Source organism: Flavobacterium sp. ov086 (assembly GCF_900187965.1).
GTDB lineage: Bacteria > Bacteroidota > Bacteroidia > Flavobacteriales > Flavobacteriaceae > Flavobacterium.
Genome location: NZ_FZNL01000003.1, coordinates 142,678 through 162,535, shown reverse-complemented (window position 1 = coordinate 162,535; position 19,858 = coordinate 142,678). Strand labels below are relative to the sequence as shown.

Here is a 19,858-nt window from a genome sequence, read left to right as displayed (position 1 = left end):
CACAACAAGTCGCCTTTCTCTATGGGAAAGGCGATTTTTTTTCTATTATATTGAAGATTAAGTTTTATTAATTAACCTCAAAAAATAAAATAAATTGAAATGAATAGTTTAAAAAACAGTTTTAGAAAAAAGATAATATTCTTTGGGTTTTCCTTTTTGCTGACAAGCTTTGCATTTGCTCAGAATAAAACCAAAATTGAAATTGGAACAATTGATAGTATTTCTTCAAAAGTCTTGAATGAGAACAGAAAAATATGGGTTCATTTGCCTAAAAGCGCACAAAACAATGGTTTTGCGAAACAAAAATATCCGGTAGTTTATGTACTTGACGGAGATGGACATTTTAGTTCAGTAGTTGGAATTATTGAAGAAATGAGCGAAGTAAACGGAAATACAAATTGTCCGGAAATGATTGTAGTAGGAATTCCAAATACAAAGCGCAATAGAGATTTGACTCCAACACATTCAGATATTGATCCGTCGTTTGTGAAAAAAAGTGTAAGTGATCAATCTGGTGGAGGAGAAAAATTTGTCGAGTTTCTCGAAAAAGAATTGATTCCGTATATTGACAGTAAATATCCTGCAGCGCCTTACAGAACCTTAATCGGGCATTCTTTTGGAGGATTGACAGCCATTAATATTTTGACAAATCACACTAATTTATTCAATTCGTATATAGCTATCGATCCAAGTATGTGGTGGGATCATCAGAGATTTTTAGCAGAAACGGAAAAAAAACTGGCAAATAAAAATCTGGTAAATGTTTCGCTATTTATGGCTGCAGCAAATACAATGGATGACAATATGGATGTTGTAAAAGTTAGAAAAGATACAGCTGTTTTTTCAAGACATATCAAATCAATTCTGGATTTGAATGATTTCTTTGGCAAGAATAAAAAGAGTAATCTAAATTATGATTACAAATACTATAATGATGATGATCATGGATCTGTACCATTGATTGCAACATATGATGGTCTTCGTTTTATATTCAAATTCAATCATTTAAAGCTTTCAATATCGGAAGAAATTAATTTTAATAAAGCCGTTTTTACTAAAATTGAGAAGCATTTTGAAAATGTTTCCAAACATTTAGGCTATATAGTAAATGTTCCTGAAAAAATAGTAAATACTTATGCTTATGAGTCTTTGGGGAAAAAAGATATGGATTTGGCAGGTTATTTATTCAAATTAAATGTTACTAATTATCCTCAAAGTCCAAATGTTTATGATTCGCTTGGAGATTTTTATGAAGCCAATCGCGATAAGAAAAATGCGATTGCCAGTTATGAAAAAGCGTTACTTTTGGATAAGAATTTTCCTGAAACAAAAGGGAAATTAGAAAAACTGAAATGATTTTATTTAATAAGAACTCAAAATGTCGGGAGAAAAAGATTTAGAAAAATTGCTCAAAAGCATGAAACCTCAACATAATTCAGGAGATTATGTTTTTTGTAAAGTTGCGAAATTAGAAAATCTTGATTTGAACGATATCGAGATGTTCTTTAAAGAAAAAGAAGCCATTACTTTAATTCTGAAAAAAGAAATTGCAGAAAAGTTAAACCTGGAATATTCGGTTGTAATGTCCTGGATTACGCTTACAGTTCATTCCTCTTTGGAAGCAATTGGTTTGACGGCAGCATTTTCTAAAGCACTTTCAGAGAACGGAATTAGCTGTAATGTTGTTGCAGCTTATTATCACGACCACATTTTTGTAAGTACAAAAGATACCAAAAAAGCGGTGGAGATTTTAAATAGGTTTTCGAGCTAAATTGAAGTAAATCAATATATCATGCACAAAAGGGAGTCTAAATTTATAGACTCCCTTTTGTGTTAATATTAAAGATACAATTTGTTAAAGTTAAAGAAATACGGAAAACCATAATTGTATGTAAGAATAATGGCTTAAATTTGTAAGAAAAAAAACTGTATTAATGAAAAAGATTCTTTTTTTTATTGCCTTATTACTTACTTCAAAAACTTTTGCTCAAAATAATACAAAGACTTCGTTTCAAAAAAACAGATACGAATTAGCAGTATCCTATTATAAAAAAGCTGATTTTAAGAAAGCAATTGACCTATTTTATATAGCTTCTAAGATTATACCTGAGAACGAAATTGGTATCGAATCATTTAATAAAGTAGACACTTTAAGAAATGTTTTAAGAGAAAACATATTGACTCAGACATTGGGTATTTGGGAAATGACAGGAAATAAACCAGTTTGGGCAAGTAATAAAACAAGTGATAGTTCTGTGAAAACTTCTGATGAGTTCATCAAGGTTAGCAGAACGCAGGTTTCATTTTTTGAAAAAAATAAGAAAACACAAGAAATGAAACTTATTAAAACGGAAGATCTGGTTTACTATGATGGAGCGAAATCCGATTCTTTGTTTTCGAATATAATTTTATCAGATGGTACGATTTGGCATTGCTCAATAAATGATAGTTCAACAGAATTACATGTAATTAATGTTGCCAAAAAAAATAAAAAAGGTATCGAACAAATAAAAGATAATAATAAAGAATGGTATTTTGTTAAAGTAAAATAACACAAAAGGGAATCAATTTGATTCCCTTTTTTATATAATAAAAAGATATTTTTATAAAAATTTAAACCCAAGTGACAAATTGGAGATTGCCGTTTTTACGTTTCTACCGGAAGGATCAAGATCTGTAAAGCCTGCAAGATATCTGTAATCTAATGTAAGCTTCCATAAATCGACACCAACACCACCAAGAACACTGCTGTTGTTTTTTTCGAAATCGATAAAATTAAGATTGTTATTTGTTTTTATATCTGAGTAGTTTTTCCAATTATATCCAACAAAAAGGCGAATATTTCCAAGCTTTCCTAAAGGTACAATCTTGAAACCGGCGATTATTGTAGCATCAGTTCCGGATAATTCATAATCTGTTTCTCCAACTCCGGTTTGCGAAAGGCTAAATTTTGATTGTGAATATCCAAGTTCACCCTGAGCATAAAAGAGTAATAAATTAACTCTTGCAAATCCGGCAACTCCCATTGCAGTTCCAGAACTTTTAGAACTAAAATCGTCTGTAAGTGGTGAAGTAATGTTATAAGAAACCTGAGGACCAAATTGTATTAATTGTGCAAAGGAGTTTACACCAATACACAAAAATGCTGCTAAAAGGAATTTTTTCATAATGGGATTTGTTTTTAGGTGACATAAAAATAAATATTATTAATTAAAATAGAGCGATTTATCTTATTTATTTTGAGTTAATCTGTGTTTTTTGTTTTTGTATGTTTTTGATAATGAATACGATATGTTTGTTCTTTAGAAAACAATCTAATAATCTTAAATTTGAATGCTAAAAAAAATAAAACAATGAGAATTAGAACAATTCAACCTTCAGAAACCTGGGAGATTAGACACAAAGTAATGTGGCCGGATAAACCTGTTGAATTTGTACAACTGGAAGAAGATAATCTGGGGTCGCATTTTGGAGTTTTTGAGCAGGAAAAACTAGTTTCTATAGTTTCTTGCTTTGTTGTTAATCAGGAAATGCAATTTAGAAAATTGGCCACTTTAGAAGAATATCAAGGTAAAGGAATTGCATCTGAATTGTTAAATTATATTTTTAAAATCGCCAAAGAACAAGATTTAAGAAAAATTTGGTGCAATGCAAGAAGCAATAAAAAATCATTTTATGAGAAGTTTGGAATGATAGATACGGGTGAAATTTTCGTAAAAGAAGGACAAGAATTTACGATAATGGAAATTTTGTTATAGAAAAAGAATCTAAATTTATCAGAATAAAATATACATCCTCAGATATTTATGAATTTGATGGTTTGGTCTAATTGTATCTTTCATAAAAGCCTTAATTTAATTTGCGAGTTATTTGTCTCTGCTATTTTATCATAAAAGGCTGCATTTAATTATGAAATAATGATTGTTAAAAAATGAAAACGTTTTCGTCTGTTTCTACATGTTAAGACTTTCTTATTTTATTTTTTTTATTCCAATCTTTTATTACTTTCGCACCCAAATGAGAAAGTTAATAGTATTTTTAGTATTCATGAATTTCCTTCTGCTAGGCGGAGGGCAATATCTTAATGCTGGTACTCCTCAAAACTTTCATCAACACACTCTTGAGAAAAAGCACAGGATAAAATTCACAAATCAGGATCAGGGATCTTCAATAATTGAAGACGCTGACGTAGATCTTGAGGAAGAATATCTTGGAAGTGATGATCTTAAGGATGGACTTACGAATAAATTTTTTGCAGCAAATTACAGTTTACTTGACAATTGGTACCTTTCCTTTTCAAGTCAAACCATTGTAAATGATTATAATCGTTTTAAATTCTTTGTGCCATTTTGTGGCAACTCAAATCCTATCTACATTACCCAACAGGTTTTAAGAATTTGATTCAACAGTATACATCGGTTACCTAAGTTGTGATCTACATATCTTGTTGATGTATATTTTTTTACTTCTTCTTATATGAAAGTTAAGTTCTGACTAAGGCTGGCTGATGCATTTTTTCATCCAAAGGAATCTCTGTATTCCAAGCATCCAATCGCTTAATTTCCAAACTAAATCATGAAAAGAATTATCTTGTTCACAGGCCTAATTGGCCTAGTGTGCCTTACTAGTTGTACAACTAAAAAAGAAGAAAAAGAAGAAGTGGAAAAATTTACCGCAACAAATCCGGTACTAATTGATACTTCGTTTGTAAAAGAATATGTTTCTCAGATTAAATCTGTACGTAACATAGAAATCCGTGCTCAGGAAAAAGGGTTTCTACAAAACATTTATGTTGATGAAGGACAGTTTGTAAAAAAAGGACAACTGTTGTTTAAAATTATGCCAAATATGTATCAGGCTGAATTGCTTAAAGCACAGGCTGAACAAAGATCAGTAGAAATAGAATTGCAAAATTCAAAATTACTGGCAGATAAAAATATCGTTTCTAAAAACGAATTGAGTGTTGCTCAGGCAAAACTACAATCAGCAAAAGCTGAGGTTGCATTAGCAAAACTTCACTTATCATTTACAGAAATCAGAGCTCCGTTTGACGGAACTATCGATCGTATTCCATTAAAATTAGGAAGTCTTATTGACGAAGGTGAATTAATGACAAGTCTTTCAGACAACAGTCAGATGTTTGCTTATTTCAATGTTTCAGAGCCTGAATATATTCAATATCAAACAGATGTAAAAGATCGTGCTGATAATAAAGTAAGCTTGGTTTTAGCCAATGGTGATACTTTCAAAGAAAAAGGAAAGGTAGAACTTATCGAAAGTGAATTTAATAATGAAACCGGAAATATTGCTTTTAGAGCACGATTCCCTAATTCAGATAAATTGCTTAGAAACGGAGAAACAGGACAAGTTAAAATGTTAGTGCCTCTTAAAAATGCGATCATAATTCCGCAAAAAGCAACTTATGAAATTCAGGATAAAAAATATCTTTTTGTTATTGATAAAAACAATAAAGTAAATTCCAGAGAAATAACAATTTCAGGCGAAATCCCTGATTTGTATGTGGTTAAAAGTGGAGTTACTCAAAATGATAAAATTTTACTTGAAGGAGTTCAGAAGGTAAAAGAGAATGACAAAATTAAATATGAATTCCAATCTCCAAAAGAGGTAATGAATCATTTGCGCGTAAAAGCAGAGTAAGTAGCAGTATCCAGTGTCAGTATTCAGTAATGGTTTATAGTGTTGAGCAGCGATTTGCTTTTCACATTTTACAGTATACATTTCACCTATTACCATGTTTTACTCCTATTTGGTTTAATCATTAAAAAAATATAAAATGTTTAATAAATTTATTCAAAGACCTGTATTGTCGATAGTGATATCGCTTATAATTGTCTTTTTAGGGGTATTGTCGGTATTAAGTTTACCAATTACACAGTTCCCTACAATTTCACCACCAATGGTGAATGTTACCGCGGATTATCCAGGATCTAACGGTGAATTAATGATCAAGGCGGTTGTAATTCCTTTGGAAAGAGCCTTAAATGGAGTTCCCGGAATGAAATACATGGCTTCTGATGCCGGAAATGATGGTGAAGCTACGATCAAAGTAGTTTTTAACTTAGGAACAGATCCTAATCAGGCTGCGATCAACGTTCAAAACCGTGTAGCTTCGGTTACTAATAAGCTACCTCCATTAGTTATTAGAGAGGGTATCAAAATTACCCGAGAAGTACCGAGTATGTTGATGTATGTGAATCTTTACAGTACAGACAAAAATACCGACATGAAGTTCTTGTATAACTATGCTGATATCAACGTACTTTCTGAATTAAAAAGGGTAAATGGTATTGGTTCCGGAGATATCTTAGGAACACGTGAATATGCAATGCGTATTTGGTTAAAACCGGATCGTATGTTGGCTTATAAAATTTCTGCAGATGAAATAATGGAAGCATTATCAAGTCAGAGTTTAGAAGCTTCACCTGGTAAAACAGGAGAAAGTTCCGGTAAACGTTCTCAGGCATTTGAATATGTATTAAAATATTCAGGACGTTTTACAACCAAAGAACAATATGAGAATATCGTAGTAAAATCAAACGCTAACGGGGAACTTTTACGCTTGAAAGATGTTGCGAAAGTAGAATTTGGTAGTTCGATGTACGATATCTATTCGAACTTAAATGGTAGACCTTCTGCGGCTATTGTATTGAAACAATCATTTGGTAGTAATGCCAATCAGGTTATTGAAGAGGTAAAAGCTAAATTAGAAAAAATCAAGCAAAGATTCCCTAAAGGAATGGATTATGAAATTTCGTATGACGTTTCTAAATTCCTTGATGCTTCTATCGAAAAAGTAATTCATACTCTTGTAGAAGCATTTATTTTGGTAGGTATTGTGGTATTCCTTTTCTTAGGAGACTGGCGTTCGACGGTTATTCCGGCAATTGCGGTACCTGTATCTTTGATTGGTACGTTTGTGTTCATGACATTCTTTGATATTTCATTGAACTTAATTACATTATTTGCTTTAGTTCTAGCGATTGGGGTCGTCGTCGATGATGCGATTGTAGTAATTGAAGCTGTTCACGCCAAGATGGAGGAAGAACATCTCTCACCACTCAAAGCAACTAAAAAAGCGATGCACGAAATTGCAGGAGCGATTATAGCGATTACATTCTTAATGGCAGCGGTATTTATTCCGGTTGCATTTATGTCTGGTCCGGTTGGGGTATTTTACAGACAGTTCTCTGTAACTATGGCAACGGCGATTATCCTTTCTGGTATTGTGGCTTTGACTTTGACACCGGCACTTTGTGCGATGATGTTAAAAAACAATCATGGCGAGGTTAAAAAGAAAACGCCTGTAAATATATTTATAGATGGATTCAATAATAAATTCAATTTAGCACAAGGAAAATACCAAAACCTATTAGCTAAAATTGTAAACAGAAGAGCCGTTACAATTATTGCGCTTCTTGGTTTTTGTGCCGGAACATGGTTGATTAGTAGTTCTGTTCCTTCTGGATTTATCCCGAATGAGGATCAGGGTATGTTTTATGCTGTAATTCAAACACCACCGGGTTCTTCATTAGAAAGAACGAATAATATTGCAGAAAGACTGCAAAAAATTGCGGAGAAAATTGATGGTGTAAAATCTGTTTCTTCATTAGCAGGTTATGAAATTCTGTCTGAAGGTACAGGTTCTAACTCAGGAACTTGTTTGGTTAACCTTAAAGACTGGAGTGACAGAAAGCATTCTGTTCTTGAGATTATGGCCGAAATGGAAGAAAAATCTAAAGACATTGCAGGAGCTAACATCGAATTTTTTCAACCGCCTGCTGTACCAGGATATGGTGCTGCCGGAGGATTTGAGCTTCGTTTGTTAGACAAAACAGGTTCTAATGATTACAAAAAAATGGAGCAGGTAAATAATGATTTTGTGAAAGAGTTAAACACTCATCCGGAATTGTCTAACGTGTTCAGCTTTTATAGTTCTAGTTTCCCTCAATATATGATGAAGGTAGACAATGATATGGCACAGCAAAAAGGAGTTTCTATCGAAAACGCCATGAATACTTTGTCAACTCTTGTGGGTAGTAACTACGAAATTAGTTTCATTAAATACGGAATTAACTATAAAGTAATCGTTCAGGCTTCGCCAGAATACCGCGCTCAGCCAGATGATATCTTAAAACTTTATGTGAAAAATAATCGTGATGAAATGGTTCCTTTTTCTGCTTTTATGAGATTAGAAAAAGTATACGGACTTTCTGAGATTACAAGACATAACATGTACACTTCTACACAAATTAGTGGTTCTGCAGCGGCAGGTTATAGTTCTGGTACAGCAATTAAAGTTATTCAGGAAGTTGCCGCTAAAAAATTACCAAGAGGTTATGATATTGATTGGGCAGGTATCTCTGCAGATGAGGTTGCTCAGGGTAATCAGGCTATTTGGGTATTCTTAATTTGTTTAGGATTCGTTTACCTAGTATTAGCAGCTCAATACGAAAGTTTTATTTTACCATTATCAGTAATTCTTTCTTTACCGGCAGGTATTTTTGGAGCTTTCTTATTATTGAAATTAACAGGATTAGAAAACAATATTTATGCTCAGGTTGCGATGGTAATGCTTATTGGTTTACTGGGTAAAAATGCCGTGTTGATTGTAGAGTTTGCGATACAGCGACATGCAGCAGGAAGATCAGTACTTGAAGCCGCAATGGAGGGAGCGAAAGCGAGGTTCCGTCCTATTTTGATGACTTCTTTTGCTTTTATTGCGGGATTATTGCCACTTGCTTTTGCTACTGGTCCGGGTAAAATTGGTAACAGAACCATTGGTACTGCAGCTGCCGGAGGTATGCTTATAGGTACTATTTGTGGGGTATTTGTAATTCCGGGCTTGTATTTCATTTTTGCCAAAATTGCAGAGAAATATAAATTGGTAAAACATGAAGAAGAAAATCCATTAACAGAAGAAATTGATAACAATCATGTATAAATTCAAATCATATCAATATGGTATTGCGTTAGGTATATGTCTTACGGTTGCAGGGTGTAAAGCCCCTGCGCCTGAGGCAGCACCTACAACCAGTACACCAGTTCCTGAATCGTTTGGCACAACAACCCAAACTCAGGACGCAAACAATAATACCTCAGCTTTAGTCTGGAAAGATTACTTTAAAGATCAAAATCTTGTTGATTTAATTGATGTTGCCCTGAAAAATAATCAGGAATTAAATATCACTTTGCAGGAAATTGAAATTGCTAAAAATGATATTCGTGTAAAAAAAGGACTTTTATTACCAACAGTTGGTGTTCGCGCCGGAGCTGGAGTAGAAAAAGTAGGTAGATATACTAGTCAGGGTGCGGGTGATGCTACTACAGAAATCAAACCTGGAGTAGAAACTCCTGATCCGTTGGGAGATTTTACTATTTCGGCTTACGCCAATTGGGAAGTGGATATCTGGAAAAAATTACGCAATTCTAAAAAAGCGGCATTAAACAGATATTTGGCTACTGTTGAAGGTAAAAACTTTGTGATTACAAACCTTATTGCTGAAGTTGCCGATTCTTATTACGAATTATTGGCTTTGGATAATCAATTGGATATTATAAACCAAACGATTAAATTACAGTCAAACGCTTTAGAAATTGTAAAAATTCAGAAGCAGGCTGCAAGAGCGACAGAACTTGGTGTTAAGAAGTTTGAAGCAGAGGTTCTAACTTCAAAAAGTATGGAGTTTGATATTCGTCAGCAAATAAAAGAAGCGGAGAATAAAATCAACTTTTTGTTGGGTAGATATCCACAGGAAATCAAAAGAACAAGTAGTACTAATTTCTTAAGCTTATTACCTGCTGCTGTCAGTTCTGGAATTCCATCTCAATTATTAGCAAATCGTCCAGATGTTAAACAAGCAGAATTAGAGCTTGTGGCTGCAAAACTGGATGTGAAAGTAGCACGTGCTGAATTTTATCCATCATTGGATATTTCGGCTGCAATTGGAGTAAATGCTTTCAAGCCTGCTTATTTGTTTACGTTTCCAGAATCTTTGTTATATTCTTTAGCAGGAGATTTGGCTGCGCCATTGATTAACAGAAACGCAATTAAAGCTGAATTCGCAAGTGCAAACGCAAGACAGCTTCAGGCATTATATAATTATGATCGTACGGTTTTGAATGCTTATTTAGAAGTGTCAAACCAACTTTCTAAGATCGAAAACTTACAAAAAGGATATGATCTTAAATCGCAACAAGTTGATGCTTTAAACACATCAATAGATGTTTCTAATGATTTATTCAAGTCAGCGAGAGTTGATTATTTCGAAGTTTTAATGACGCAACGTGATGCGTTAGAAGCGAAATTAGAATTAGTAGATACTAAAAAAGAACAACTGAATGCTGCGGTTCATGTTTACAGAGACCTAGGCGGCGGTTGGAAATAGAATGCCTATTTTAATTAGTTATTAGTAGGGGCCTTCCAGAAGTAAAATTCTGGGAGGTTTTTTTATATTTAAAAGTGTAGAGGTAATTAAACATTGAAGTTTCTTATAAAATTTGATTCCCTAGCCCAGATAGCAGCGGTATCCTTTTCTTGCTTTCTTTACAAGAAAAGATATAACGGATAGCTGGAAATAGCTCCTTATAAAATAACTGATGATTTGTCCCTATTTAGGTATAGCTATCTTTACTTTAAAGCCTTTATCAGGTTCTGTGTCAAAAGCAATAGTTCCTTTTACTACTTCAACACGGCTTTCCATGTTTTTGAGCCCATTTTTTGCAATCTTAGTTTTTTCGCAGCCTTTACCGTTATCGGTATAGTTCATTAAGATTGATTTTTGATCGTTGTCGAATTTTATAACAACCAGATTTGCCTCACTGTGTTTCTTCATATTCACTAGTAATTCCTGTAAAATTCGGCTAATAGTGACCTTTTTGATATCATCGATCATTTCCCAATTCATATCTTCTAAATTGGTAACCATGATATTTCTTTCGGTGGTATTGTAAGCCGAAAGCATTTCTTTTATGCTGCCGGTAAAATCTATGCCAGTTTCAATTCTGTTGTTTTCTCTTGAAATTCCTCTGACACGTCCGTAAATATCATCTAATTTTTCGAGTAGATTTTCTCGGGTACTATCCTGAGATACTAATTGAGATTCGGCAAAAGCAATTACATTGTAAACGTCATTTGCCAACTCATCGTGGATTTTTTTTGCAATTCGGGTTTCGGTATTGTACGAAGTTTTAAATTCTATGGCTTTGTTTTTATTTTTATAATAACGTATTAGAATGGCTATTAGAATGACTAAAAAGATAAAAACTATCACAAATACGATTCTTAGATATTTGGCTCTTTGAAGAGATAATTGGGTTACTGCTTTTTCTAAACGAAGTTTTGCATTTTCGTCTTTTTCTTTTTTAGCATCGTATTTTATTTTGGCAAACTTGTTTTTAAAGTTATTTCTAACTTTAATAAGACTGTCGTTTAAAGTAAAATACTTTTGCACATATTTGCCAGTTTGGTTACTGTGATTATTAGAAATTAAAATTTGTAACGCTTCTAATCTTTCGTCAACACTATATAGTTTTGTGGCCGCATTGTACGCCGCAAGAGCACTCTCGTCTGATTTTTGAATGTCTTTTTTAGCGTAATAATCGGCAAGATGCAAATAGCTTTCTATACTTCCGTAAGTGTCCTTAAATTCATTTCTTGTCTGAAGCGCACCTTTCATTAAAAGAAATCCTTTTTCCTCGATTCCTTTCTTGAAGTAAGCATAACCCAGGTTATCCTGAAATCTGGCTTCGCGAGTTTCCTGCCCTTTCTCTTTTAGTATTTTTTTACTTAAAAGGGATTCTAAAAGAGTGATTGCCTGATCGTATTTTTTTTGTTGGATATAAACAGCTGCAATATTACTTAAAGGTCCTTGCTTGTAAATAGGATCTTGATAGTCATTGGCTGCTTTTTTATAAGAATGAATGGCATCGTCATAAAGAGAAAGCTCTTTATCAGCAATACCTAATATATTATTTATAGTGGCGGTATACTCATTATTTTTTTTAATATAAGGTAATGCTTCGGTTACGGTTTCTTTACTCCCATAGTAATCTCCGTTGACTTGCTGAATTGATGCCATTATAGTAAGTATGTATCCAATATTAGCACTGTCTTTTAATTTTTCAAAAAGCAGTTTTGACTTATTATACTCGTAAAATGCGGTATTGAAGTTTTGTTTATCGTAATGTTCAGATGCTTTATCTCGTAAACTAAGTGCCTCTTTTTCTATAGATTTGGTATTTGTATTATTGGTTTTTTTTTCGGTACACGAAAAAAGAAAAAGAAGTATAATAAAATAAAAAAACGGGGACCGTAACATATAAATTTACTTTCCCCGAAAATAGTAATTAATTAGATACTAAAAATATTTATTTATTCATCACCACCTGGTGTTTTGATTGGTGGTTTCGGTCGTATAGTACCGTCGTCACCAGGACCATCAGCATAAGTTGGTTTTGAAGGATTAATAACTTTTTCAGTTTCCTTTTTTGGTTGTGTCTCATACTCCTCAGGAGTACAAGAAAATATCGTGAATAATGACGCAAAAGCGACAAAAAGTATTAGTTTTTTCATTTTGATTTAATTTAGAAATTAGACATAGGTATTGCTGTCCGGGATGATCCAGAGTTTTTGGTTGGCAATACTAAATTGGTTTTTGGGAAGTAAACCGTGTAGAACTGTAAGACGTTTTTTTATACTTCCCGAATAAATCCGGTCTTACGGTTTTTACACTGTTAAGTGGAACTAGTTTTTTGTTTTTGTTTTGGTCTGCAGACAAAACTTGAACTAATTTCTATGGCAAAGGAAAGGAGCTTTTAGGCCTTTGTTTATAGGGGATTCCCAGAATTCCCGCATTTTCCCGAGATTCCCAAGAATTCCTGAAAAAAGAATATAATGCACAATAAATTTAGGCTCGTTAGAACGTGTTATGTGAATGTAAAATCAAATCTGATCTTTATTTAATAGAGGCAAAAAATCTTAAAAAGGTTGTCTGGACTATTAAAAAAAAGTTAAAAAATGTATATCGAAGAGATCAATAAATTGATTTAATAGTAGAACAAGTCTAATTGTTGGAAAACGAGAAATAAATATTATAGTTAGATACTAAAAATAGATTAGTTTTTTGGTCTGATTTCCATACTTGTGGAAGTAGAAGAGAATAAAGCAAAAAACAAATTGTAGGCTGCAAAAAAATATTTTTTTCATTTTGGTTTAGATTAAAAATTAGGCATGAGTATTGCTATCCAGAATTTATCCGGAGCTTGTTAATGGTTGTGCCAAAATTGATTTTTGGGGAAGTAAAGTGTGTAGAACTGTAAGACGTTTTTTATACTTCCCAAATAAAGTCGGTCTTACGGTTTTTTACACTGTTAATTTGAACTAGTTTTATATTTTTGTTTTAATCTGCAGACAAGGCATGAACTAATTTCTATGATAAACGAAAGGCACTTTGATGTCTTTTTTTTGTGAGAGATTATCAGAATTTCTGCGGTTTACCGAGATTCCCAAGAATTCTTAAAAAAAAACCATATATACCAAACCATACCATGCATTCCAAAACATTAGAAGAATATAAAAAAGGCATTAAAAATAAATACGAGATCGTAAAAGAAGGAGAACACTTCGATTACTTGTATAATCCTTCTCGTGGAAAACTCCGCGATTTGTGTTGGCTTATTTTTGAGAACAACCCAACGCAGGACGATTTAAATGTTTTTAAAAATTTATTGTGCTTAGATTTTGATCATACTAAAAAGAATAAGTTTAAGGAGCAAAAAGATAAGTTTAGGCCTATTGAAACTTTCTTTAAGGGTGAAACAGATCCGTTGAATATTGATGCAATAAATCTTGCGGCAGTTATAGTTGATTTTCAACCGCGCCCTTTTAAAAAGTTTAACGAGAAGTGCAGAATTAAAGAAACCAAACAAATTGAGAATGCCGATAAAGGTGAGATAGTTGTTGAAAGGGAGAAAGAAGTCATAGAAGTAGCGGGTTTTGTGAAAAATGAAAATGAAGCACCGAAAGAGGATCCTAAAAAAGGAAATCTTTACTTTAATTTTAAAGACGTATTTTCTAAAATAAGAGCTCAGAAAATAGATCCGGAAAAAATAATTATGGTTGGAGTTGGGGCAGTAGCCTTAGTTTCTTCAAAATGTCTAAAAAAATTAGATAGAATGATTTCTAAATCTAAATGAAGTTGAGGAGAAGCATTGGGAAAAATAAAATGCTTGAAAAGGTAAAAAGAATAATTTTTTGAGGAGTAATTCAGGTCTCTGAAAAGTTTGTTTTTTGGCATATATTATCTGTTATTTATACTATAAAGATAAGAAAAAATAACCAGTAAACCTAGTAAATATCAATGAAATAACGGATTTTTATTGATTTTTTGAAAATGTTTTTTGTGAATTTTGTTTATGAAAATTACTAGTTTGGAAAGCAAATCTGTGTAAAAAACTTTTTTAATATTTTATGCTGATACTTGTTGAGAGTGGCTGAAAATTTTGCACGCAGATTTAAAATGATTTTAACGGATTTCACAGATTAAAAGAATTAAATCTGTGAAATCTGTTAACTGATTAGGCAATAATCAAACCAGCCTCTTTATAAGCTTTTAGAACCTCATCTTCAGGATTAATATTCGTTACAAGAACATTAATATCTTTAAGAGGACAGACCAAATAAGATTCGGCGGTTCCAATTTTTTCGATAGAACTCAATGCAATAACAAAATTTGAATTCTGGATCATGTTTCTTTTTATTTGCGAATCATCATATAAAACTCCTGTTACGCCACGATCATGATGAATACTGCAAATTCCTAAAATGCAAATATCAGCTCTAAAATTCCTAAAGAAATCGATCGTATCAATACTGGCAGTGGTAAAAGATGTTTTGCACATTTTTCCGCCGGCAAAAATCAATTCGATATTTGGTAAATCTTCAATCAATGCTGCAACCGGAAAGCTGTTTGTAATGACAGTTATTTTTAGATCATAGGGAAAACTTGCTACTAAAGCCATAGAAGTTGTTCCGCCATCAATAAATACGACCTGACCGTCTTTTAAGTACGAGATTGCTTTTGCGGCAATAATTTTTTTGTTTTCAACATCGTGGTTTTCTCTAACCCTAAAGTGCAGCGGAATAGGAGAAGGAGCAACTGCACCTCCGCGGACTGCTTTTAATAAACCTTGATCTGAGAGTTCTTTTACATCTCGTCTTATCGTGTCTTCTGAGACATTTAAGTATGCGCTGAGTTCAAGTAAAGTTACCCGATGCTCTTTTGATAAGTATTCTAAAATTACTTTTTGACGCTCTTCTTTTTTCATTTGGTGCAATTTTATATTGCAAAAATAAGTTAAAATTGCAATACTTTGCAATATTTGCGTAAATTTGTTGCAAAATTAATTAGAAATGAAAAAGAAAACTATTGCTATCGATATGGATGGCGTACTTGCCGACATCGAAGTACAACTTATTGAACATTACAATAAAGCCAATGGAACAACACTTTCAAAGGAAAGTATTCATGGTTTGGCAGAGGAAGAAGCTTTTAAGGATCGGGCTCTTTTACGTGCGGTTTTAAATGCGGATAATTTTTTTAGAACCTTGCCTGTAATGCCGGATGCGGTTGAAAGTTTACGTCGATTGCAGGAGAATTTTGAAATTTTTATAGTTTCTGCTGCGACTGAATTTCCGGTTTCGCTTGCCGAAAAAATAGCCTGGCTTGGGGAACACTTTCCTTTTATAAAATGGGATAATATTATTTTATGCGGAAGCAAAAGAATTATCAATACAGATTATATGATTGACGATCATTGTAAAAATCTGGATTATTGTATGGGAAAACCTATCATGTTTACGGCATCTCATAACGTGAATCAAACACATCATTTAAGAGTAAACAATTGGAAAGAAGCTGTTGAGGTTTTAGAGAAAACCTTATAAATTATTGGTTAAGTTTTAAACAAAAAAGCCTTTCGAAAGTTGACTTCCGAAAGGCTTTTTGTTTTTCTTGAAGGATTAAAAAAGAACTATAAATTAAGGTCGTTATTAACTTCTACTTCATCAGATTCGTTGTAGAAATTTAGTGCTTCTTCAATTTTCTTGCGATCTTTTTTATTTTGCTTTATTAGAAAATAGACTAATAGAACAACGCCAATAATTATGGCAGTTAATACGTAATTATTAATTTCCATAACGGTGCTATTTTAAGTTAATTCTAAGGGTTATTTTTGTAAAAATAATCTTTAAATTCTATTTTTAGCGCTTTTTTAAGATAAAAAATCACGAAACCATAATCCTGAATGTTTAATAGTTCGTTGTTGTGTGTCAAAATCAACATGAATTAATCCGAATCTGGCATTGTAACCTTCAGCCCATTCGAAGTTATCAGTAAGACTCCATACAAAATAACCATCAACATTATAACCGTCTTTTTTTGCTTTTAAAATTTGTTCTAAATGGTCTTGTATATAATGCGTGCGTTTGATATCGTAGACTTTTCCATTTTTAATAATGTCCGGAAATGCGGCACCATTTTCTGTAATTATAATTTTCTTTATATTATAATTATTGAATTTTTTAAGAACCTGATAAAGTGCCGGAGGATAAACTTCCCAACCCATATCTGTGGCGATAACATTTCTTTTTTCGGCGCTGATTAATTCGGCACCAATATACGGAATCAATAAAGACGCTTTTACAACTTCTCGCGTATAACATTGAAGTCCAATAAAATCAAAGTCAAAAGCGAGATTGTTTAAATCATCTTCAAGGATATAATTGTTGAGTTTTTTTAGCACCGGTAAATCCGCTTGCGGATAACCCAATCCTAAAATAGGCTCTATAAAAGTTCTGTTTAATAAAGTATCAACACGTTTTGCGGCTTCGATATCTTTTGGCGTCTGCGAAAAAGGCTCAATATGTGTACAGGAAAAAGTGGTTCCAATATTTGCTTCAGGAACTAGTTTTCGCAAAGTTTTTGCGCCTGCAACAGTGGCTAATGTTACATGATGCATGGCTTTAAGATAATTGGTAATCCCTTTTTTTCCCGGAGCATGAATGCCCAGAAAATATCCGGCTCCTGTAAAAACAGAAGGCTCGTTGATAACCATCCAGTTTTTGACACGATCTCCAAAATATAGTACACAAACGGCAACATATTCAGAAAACCATTTAACAGATTCGCGATTGGTCCATCCGCCTTTTACTTCCAGATCATGAGGTAAATCCCAATGATAAAGCGTAATCCAGGGTTCGATTCCGGATGCTAATAATGAATCTATGATTTTGTTGTAATAATCGATTCCTGCCTGATTTACAGGGTGGATTCCTGTGGGCATAATTCGTGACCAACTGATGGAAAACCTAAAATTCGGAATGTTTAATTCGTTTATTAAGTCGATATCCGTTTGATAAGAATTGTAGAAATCGCAAGCAGTCAGGGCATGATGTCCATTTTTGATTTTTCCTTTTTGAGAGGTAAAAACATCCCAGATCGAAGAACCTTTTCCATCGGCATCATGTGCTCCTTCAGTTTGGAAAGCGGCGGTAGAAACACCCCACAAGAAATCTTGTCCAAACTGGTCTTTGTGTAAAAATGAGGTCTCAACTTTATTCATTCAATTGTGCTTTCCTTTTTAAAATTTGAATTTGTAATATTTTAATGAAGGAAAGAAGATTGCATAGCTCTTAAAAAAAGCCATTCTTTGAATGAAACCAAAAAATTTAGATTGAAGAATTTCATGATATTTAGTTTTATTCAAATTAACAAAACTAATGTGAATTAATTGTAAAGTAGTTATTATCAAATGATTAAATCAATAAGCTAATAGGTTAATCTTCCCAGCCGCAAAGTGTGAGTCCGTAACCTTGCGCTTGCGAAATTGATACTTTAGTAATTTCATGTCGGCAGGCAGTTAATCCGCGGCAATTATCTGTATAATGATATTTTTTTGCTCCGGTTGGTCCGCAAATGTAGACTTTAGTCTCAACCGGAGAAAATGATGTCAAGAAGATAAAGAGTAGGATTAAGCTATATTTCATTTGGGTAAGATTTGGGGTAAATGCAATTACTGTACTATTAAGAAATATTCATTTCCTTTTTCGTCATAAGCTTTAAGTTTTCCGTTATCGATCCATTCGGTTTTTATGTTGAGTTCCGGGACAGAATCATTGGTTAATATTCCCGCGCCATATTTTCCTTCAACATTTATATTCCCGAAAACAGAGTCTCCTTTTATATTGACACCTTTTACATTATAATTATATTCGTAATGACCAGAATTTCCAGTTCTATATTTATAATGATATTGTGTATCAACATGGTAGGTTTTGGATTCTTCGGGAGTTATAGATTTGCGGTCGTCAGAAGAAATTACTTCCTTATAAAATGTGTTTATTTTTTGAGGAGCCGGAGCAGAAGCATGTTTGCAAGAAAGTATTCCAAGCGAAAGAAATGATAGTAGGATTAGGTAATTTTTTTGCACAGGCGTTGAGGTATTTAGATAATCTTAAAACAGGTTTTAAAATCTTGTTGTTTTTAAATAGTGATAAATCTAATTAGAATTACTTTCTTTAAAATGCGTATTTACACGTGATTTTATCGAAAGATCTAATTGAGAAGAAAGTTGGTTTAAATAGAAAAAAGAGGACATTTCCGTTCCTCTTTAAAAGCTTAAATGATTTGGCTTTAATTTTAAACCATTTAAAATCCAGTATTATATTTTACATTAAAAGAATGATCAGACATAAAAATAAGTCCGAAAAACTGAAAAAAGGCTAATAGTGAAGGAATAAGTGTCCAACAAAATAATAGATAAAGAATCCCTTGTCCTGATTGTCCTAAATAAAATTTATGGATTCCGATTCCTCCCAAAAAGAATGTCAAAATTGCTGCGGTAGTTTTACTTTTCATAATTTACATTTTAGATAAAATTTCTGTTTTCTTTGAATCAAATTCTGTTTGTGAAATGATTTCGCTTTCTAATAATTTTTTTAGTTTTTGAAGCACTTCTAATGGATCTTCTTTTTGCTCGACATTTTGAGCAGTTGGTATATTTGTATTTACGGTTATTCCTCCGCCAGCAATTGCCCTTTTATTTTCAAGATCATGTTCACGTCTGAAAACAACCATTTCTTCTTCTTTTTGCTGAGCAAATTGATATAATTTTCGGGCTTGAGCCTTTGGTAAATAATCAAGCATATTCACATGTCCTTTAATTGTCTTCATAGAAAAAGTTGCTCCCATAATTCCTTCTTTCATATGACAATCTAATATGTCTTTCCAGGCATAATCCTGAAAATCCATAGATAATCCTAAATTTCTTGGTCTGCAGAAAATGATTCTTTTATTAGTTAAAGCAATACAGTCCGGAGATAAATTTAAAGCCGGTTTTTTTTGCACGGCGATGTATTCTACTTCTTCACCAGAAGTAAGTAATCCGTTAACTTTTACTAATAGTTTTTCAACTGCTTTTGGGTCTTGTTCTTCGTTTAAGAATTTTTTTAAATCGTTTATCATAATAGTTGGATTTTAATTACACTCGGGTAATTCTAATAAGTTGTTTGTTTCAGTAGTATCAGCTTCTGTTTTGAGGTATTTATTGCCTAATGAAGTTTTTACAATAATTACATTTACTTTGCGACCAGCTTTGCTAACATAAAATGCCCACTCGCCATCTTCAATTCCTTTAATAGCGGCATTTAATGATAGTTTCCATCTAGTTCCATCATTATTTAATCCACCAATATTTAAAATACGTTCATGTATATTATATCTGTCAGATTTATTGATACATTTAATTTCTACTGATTGTGCCATTGTTTTAGTCTTTTTAG

At 32.8% G+C, this 19,858-nt stretch carries 21 protein-coding genes; 10 read left to right on the top strand and 11 right to left on the bottom strand.

Annotated elements, in window-relative coordinates; all coding sequences use genetic code 11:
• The first annotated feature begins 99 nt into the window (after positions 1–99).
• The 3 genes from CHB81_RS04320 to CHB81_RS04310 all read left to right on the top strand — a co-directional run bounded on the left by CHB81_RS04320 (position 100) and on the right by CHB81_RS04310 (position 2,552).
• Positions 100–1,356: an alpha/beta hydrolase-fold protein gene (locus tag CHB81_RS04320; RefSeq protein ID WP_089350667.1), complete on the top strand. Its 1,257-nt coding sequence runs from the start codon at positions 100–102 to the stop codon at positions 1,354–1,356.
• Between the two features lie 22 nt (positions 1,357–1,378).
• Positions 1,379–1,771 carry an ACT domain-containing protein gene (locus tag CHB81_RS04315; protein WP_089350666.1) on the top strand — a complete coding sequence of 131 codons (393 nt, stop codon included), beginning with the start codon at positions 1,379–1,381 and terminating at the stop codon, positions 1,769–1,771.
• Between the two features lie 163 nt (positions 1,772–1,934).
• The gene (locus CHB81_RS04310) at positions 1,935–2,552 is read left to right on the top strand and encodes a tetratricopeptide repeat protein (RefSeq protein WP_089350665.1); all 618 of its coding nucleotides are present in this window, start codon (positions 1,935–1,937) and stop codon (positions 2,550–2,552) included.
• A 51-nt stretch (positions 2,553–2,603) separates the two neighbouring features.
• On the opposite strand, the gene CHB81_RS04305 is transcribed toward CHB81_RS04310, so the two are convergent.
• A complete protein-coding gene (locus CHB81_RS04305) occupies positions 2,604–3,167 on the bottom strand; it encodes a porin family protein (RefSeq protein ID WP_089350664.1) in 564 nt (187 codons plus the stop codon).
• 186 nt (positions 3,168–3,353) lie between these two features.
• Here CHB81_RS04305 and CHB81_RS04300 point away from each other — a divergent pair, with 186 nt between their 5' ends.
• From CHB81_RS04300 to CHB81_RS04280, 5 genes are all read left to right on the top strand, one after another.
• Positions 3,354–3,758, top strand: a complete 405-nt coding sequence (locus CHB81_RS04300; RefSeq protein ID WP_089350663.1) for a GNAT family N-acetyltransferase — start codon at positions 3,354–3,356, stop codon at positions 3,756–3,758.
• Positions 3,759–4,017: 259 nt separating this feature from the next.
• The gene (locus CHB81_RS04295; RefSeq protein ID WP_089350662.1) at positions 4,018–4,401 is read left to right on the top strand and encodes a hypothetical protein; all 384 of its coding nucleotides are present in this window, start codon (positions 4,018–4,020) and stop codon (positions 4,399–4,401) included.
• Positions 4,402–4,575: 174 nt separating this feature from the next.
• A complete protein-coding gene (locus CHB81_RS04290; RefSeq protein ID WP_089350661.1) occupies positions 4,576–5,658 on the top strand; it encodes an efflux RND transporter periplasmic adaptor subunit in 1,083 nt (360 codons plus the stop codon).
• A gap of 136 nt (positions 5,659–5,794) precedes the next feature.
• On the top strand, positions 5,795–8,962 hold the full coding sequence (locus CHB81_RS04285) for an efflux RND transporter permease subunit (RefSeq protein ID WP_089350660.1): 3,168 nt from the start codon (positions 5,795–5,797) through the stop codon (positions 8,960–8,962).
• On the top strand, positions 8,955–10,406 hold the full coding sequence (locus tag CHB81_RS04280) for a TolC family protein (protein WP_089350659.1): 1,452 nt from the start codon (positions 8,955–8,957) through the stop codon (positions 10,404–10,406). The genes CHB81_RS04285 and CHB81_RS04280 overlap by 8 nt, the downstream gene beginning before the upstream one ends.
• 222 nt (positions 10,407–10,628) lie before the next feature.
• Here the strand turns inward: CHB81_RS04280 and CHB81_RS04275 are convergent, their stop codons facing one another.
• Both CHB81_RS04275 and CHB81_RS04270 read right to left on the bottom strand, forming a co-directional pair.
• Positions 10,629–12,338 carry an ATP-binding protein gene (locus CHB81_RS04275; protein WP_089350658.1) on the bottom strand — a complete coding sequence of 570 codons (1,710 nt, stop codon included), beginning with the start codon at positions 12,336–12,338 and terminating at the stop codon, positions 10,629–10,631.
• A 53-nt stretch (positions 12,339–12,391) separates the two neighbouring features.
• Positions 12,392–12,592: a hypothetical protein gene (locus tag CHB81_RS04270; protein WP_089350657.1), complete on the bottom strand. Its 201-nt coding sequence runs from the start codon at positions 12,590–12,592 to the stop codon at positions 12,392–12,394.
• Between the two features lie 974 nt (positions 12,593–13,566).
• Here CHB81_RS04270 and CHB81_RS04265 point away from each other — a divergent pair.
• A complete protein-coding gene (locus tag CHB81_RS04265; protein WP_089350656.1) occupies positions 13,567–14,214 on the top strand; it encodes a hypothetical protein in 648 nt (215 codons plus the stop codon).
• Positions 14,215–14,595: 381 nt separating this feature from the next.
• Here the strand turns inward: CHB81_RS04265 and CHB81_RS04260 are convergent, their stop codons facing one another.
• Entirely contained in the window at positions 14,596–15,345 is a 750-nt protein-coding gene (locus tag CHB81_RS04260) for a DeoR/GlpR family DNA-binding transcription regulator (protein ID WP_089350655.1), read from the bottom strand.
• Positions 15,346–15,430: 85 nt separating this feature from the next.
• Here CHB81_RS04260 and CHB81_RS04255 point away from each other — a divergent pair, with 85 nt between their 5' ends.
• Complete coding sequence (locus tag CHB81_RS04255) at positions 15,431–15,964, top strand: 5'(3')-deoxyribonucleotidase (RefSeq protein ID WP_089350654.1); 534 nt, start codon at positions 15,431–15,433, stop codon at positions 15,962–15,964.
• A gap of 86 nt (positions 15,965–16,050) precedes the next feature.
• On the opposite strand, the gene CHB81_RS26805 is transcribed toward CHB81_RS04255, so the two are convergent.
• The 7 genes from CHB81_RS26805 to CHB81_RS04225 all read right to left on the bottom strand — a co-directional run bounded on the left by CHB81_RS26805 (position 16,051) and on the right by CHB81_RS04225 (position 19,841).
• Positions 16,051–16,215, bottom strand: coding sequence for a hypothetical protein (locus CHB81_RS26805; protein WP_158283873.1), 165 nt, complete (start codon positions 16,213–16,215; stop codon positions 16,051–16,053).
• 75 nt (positions 16,216–16,290) lie between these two features.
• Positions 16,291–17,640, bottom strand: a complete 1,350-nt coding sequence (locus CHB81_RS04250) for a GH1 family beta-glucosidase (RefSeq protein WP_089350653.1) — start codon at positions 17,638–17,640, stop codon at positions 16,291–16,293.
• Positions 17,641–17,854: 214 nt separating this feature from the next.
• Positions 17,855–18,064 carry a hypothetical protein gene (locus CHB81_RS04245; protein ID WP_089350652.1) on the bottom strand — a complete coding sequence of 70 codons (210 nt, stop codon included), beginning with the start codon at positions 18,062–18,064 and terminating at the stop codon, positions 17,855–17,857.
• A gap of 26 nt (positions 18,065–18,090) precedes the next feature.
• Positions 18,091–18,507, bottom strand: coding sequence for a hypothetical protein (locus tag CHB81_RS04240; RefSeq protein WP_254920962.1), 417 nt, complete (start codon positions 18,505–18,507; stop codon positions 18,091–18,093).
• A 218-nt stretch (positions 18,508–18,725) separates the two neighbouring features.
• A complete protein-coding gene (locus tag CHB81_RS04235; RefSeq protein ID WP_089350651.1) occupies positions 18,726–18,935 on the bottom strand; it encodes a TM2 domain-containing protein in 210 nt (69 codons plus the stop codon).
• Between the two features lie 3 nt (positions 18,936–18,938).
• Positions 18,939–19,541 carry a PH domain-containing protein gene (locus tag CHB81_RS04230; protein ID WP_089350650.1) on the bottom strand — a complete coding sequence of 201 codons (603 nt, stop codon included), beginning with the start codon at positions 19,539–19,541 and terminating at the stop codon, positions 18,939–18,941.
• A gap of 12 nt (positions 19,542–19,553) precedes the next feature.
• Positions 19,554–19,841, bottom strand: coding sequence for a DUF3892 domain-containing protein (locus CHB81_RS04225; protein WP_089350649.1), 288 nt, complete (start codon positions 19,839–19,841; stop codon positions 19,554–19,556).
• Between the last annotated feature and the right edge of the window lie 17 nt (positions 19,842–19,858).

What these genes read in the sequence shown, in the direction of transcription:
- CHB81_RS04230 (WP_089350650.1), bottom strand. Translation starts at nt 19,541, where the DNA reads ATGATAAACGATTTAAAAAAATTCTTAAACGAAGAACAAGACCCAAAA.
- CHB81_RS04290 (WP_089350661.1), top strand. Translation starts at nt 4,576, where the DNA reads ATGAAAAGAATTATCTTGTTCACAGGCCTAATTGGCCTAGTGTGCCTT.
- CHB81_RS04255 (WP_089350654.1), top strand. Translation starts at nt 15,431, where the DNA reads ATGAAAAAGAAAACTATTGCTATCGATATGGATGGCGTACTTGCCGAC.
- CHB81_RS04265 (WP_089350656.1), top strand. Translation starts at nt 13,567, where the DNA reads ATGCATTCCAAAACATTAGAAGAATATAAAAAAGGCATTAAAAATAAA.
- CHB81_RS04300 (WP_089350663.1), top strand. Translation starts at nt 3,354, where the DNA reads ATGAGAATTAGAACAATTCAACCTTCAGAAACCTGGGAGATTAGACAC.
- CHB81_RS04245 (WP_089350652.1), bottom strand. Translation starts at nt 18,064, where the DNA reads ATGAAATATAGCTTAATCCTACTCTTTATCTTCTTGACATCATTTTCT.
- CHB81_RS04280 (WP_089350659.1), top strand. Translation starts at nt 8,955, where the DNA reads ATGTATAAATTCAAATCATATCAATATGGTATTGCGTTAGGTATATGT.
- CHB81_RS04285 (WP_089350660.1), top strand. Translation starts at nt 5,795, where the DNA reads ATGTTTAATAAATTTATTCAAAGACCTGTATTGTCGATAGTGATATCG.
- CHB81_RS04320 (WP_089350667.1), top strand. Translation starts at nt 100, where the DNA reads ATGAATAGTTTAAAAAACAGTTTTAGAAAAAAGATAATATTCTTTGGG.
- CHB81_RS04235 (WP_089350651.1), bottom strand. Translation starts at nt 18,935, where the DNA reads ATGAAAAGTAAAACTACCGCAGCAATTTTGACATTCTTTTTGGGAGGA.
- CHB81_RS04270 (WP_089350657.1), bottom strand. Translation starts at nt 12,592, where the DNA reads ATGAAAAAACTAATACTTTTTGTCGCTTTTGCGTCATTATTCACGATA.
- CHB81_RS04315 (WP_089350666.1), top strand. Translation starts at nt 1,379, where the DNA reads ATGTCGGGAGAAAAAGATTTAGAAAAATTGCTCAAAAGCATGAAACCT.
- CHB81_RS04310 (WP_089350665.1), top strand. Translation starts at nt 1,935, where the DNA reads ATGAAAAAGATTCTTTTTTTTATTGCCTTATTACTTACTTCAAAAACT.
- CHB81_RS04225 (WP_089350649.1), bottom strand. Translation starts at nt 19,841, where the DNA reads ATGGCACAATCAGTAGAAATTAAATGTATCAATAAATCTGACAGATAT.
- CHB81_RS04275 (WP_089350658.1), bottom strand. Translation starts at nt 12,338, where the DNA reads ATGTTACGGTCCCCGTTTTTTTATTTTATTATACTTCTTTTTCTTTTT.
- CHB81_RS04250 (WP_089350653.1), bottom strand. Translation starts at nt 17,640, where the DNA reads ATGAATAAAGTTGAGACCTCATTTTTACACAAAGACCAGTTTGGACAA.
- CHB81_RS26805 (WP_158283873.1), bottom strand. Translation starts at nt 16,215, where the DNA reads ATGGAAATTAATAATTACGTATTAACTGCCATAATTATTGGCGTTGTT.
- CHB81_RS04295 (WP_089350662.1), top strand. Translation starts at nt 4,018, where the DNA reads ATGAGAAAGTTAATAGTATTTTTAGTATTCATGAATTTCCTTCTGCTA.
- CHB81_RS04305 (WP_089350664.1), bottom strand. Translation starts at nt 3,167, where the DNA reads ATGAAAAAATTCCTTTTAGCAGCATTTTTGTGTATTGGTGTAAACTCC.
- CHB81_RS04260 (WP_089350655.1), bottom strand. Translation starts at nt 15,345, where the DNA reads ATGAAAAAAGAAGAGCGTCAAAAAGTAATTTTAGAATACTTATCAAAA.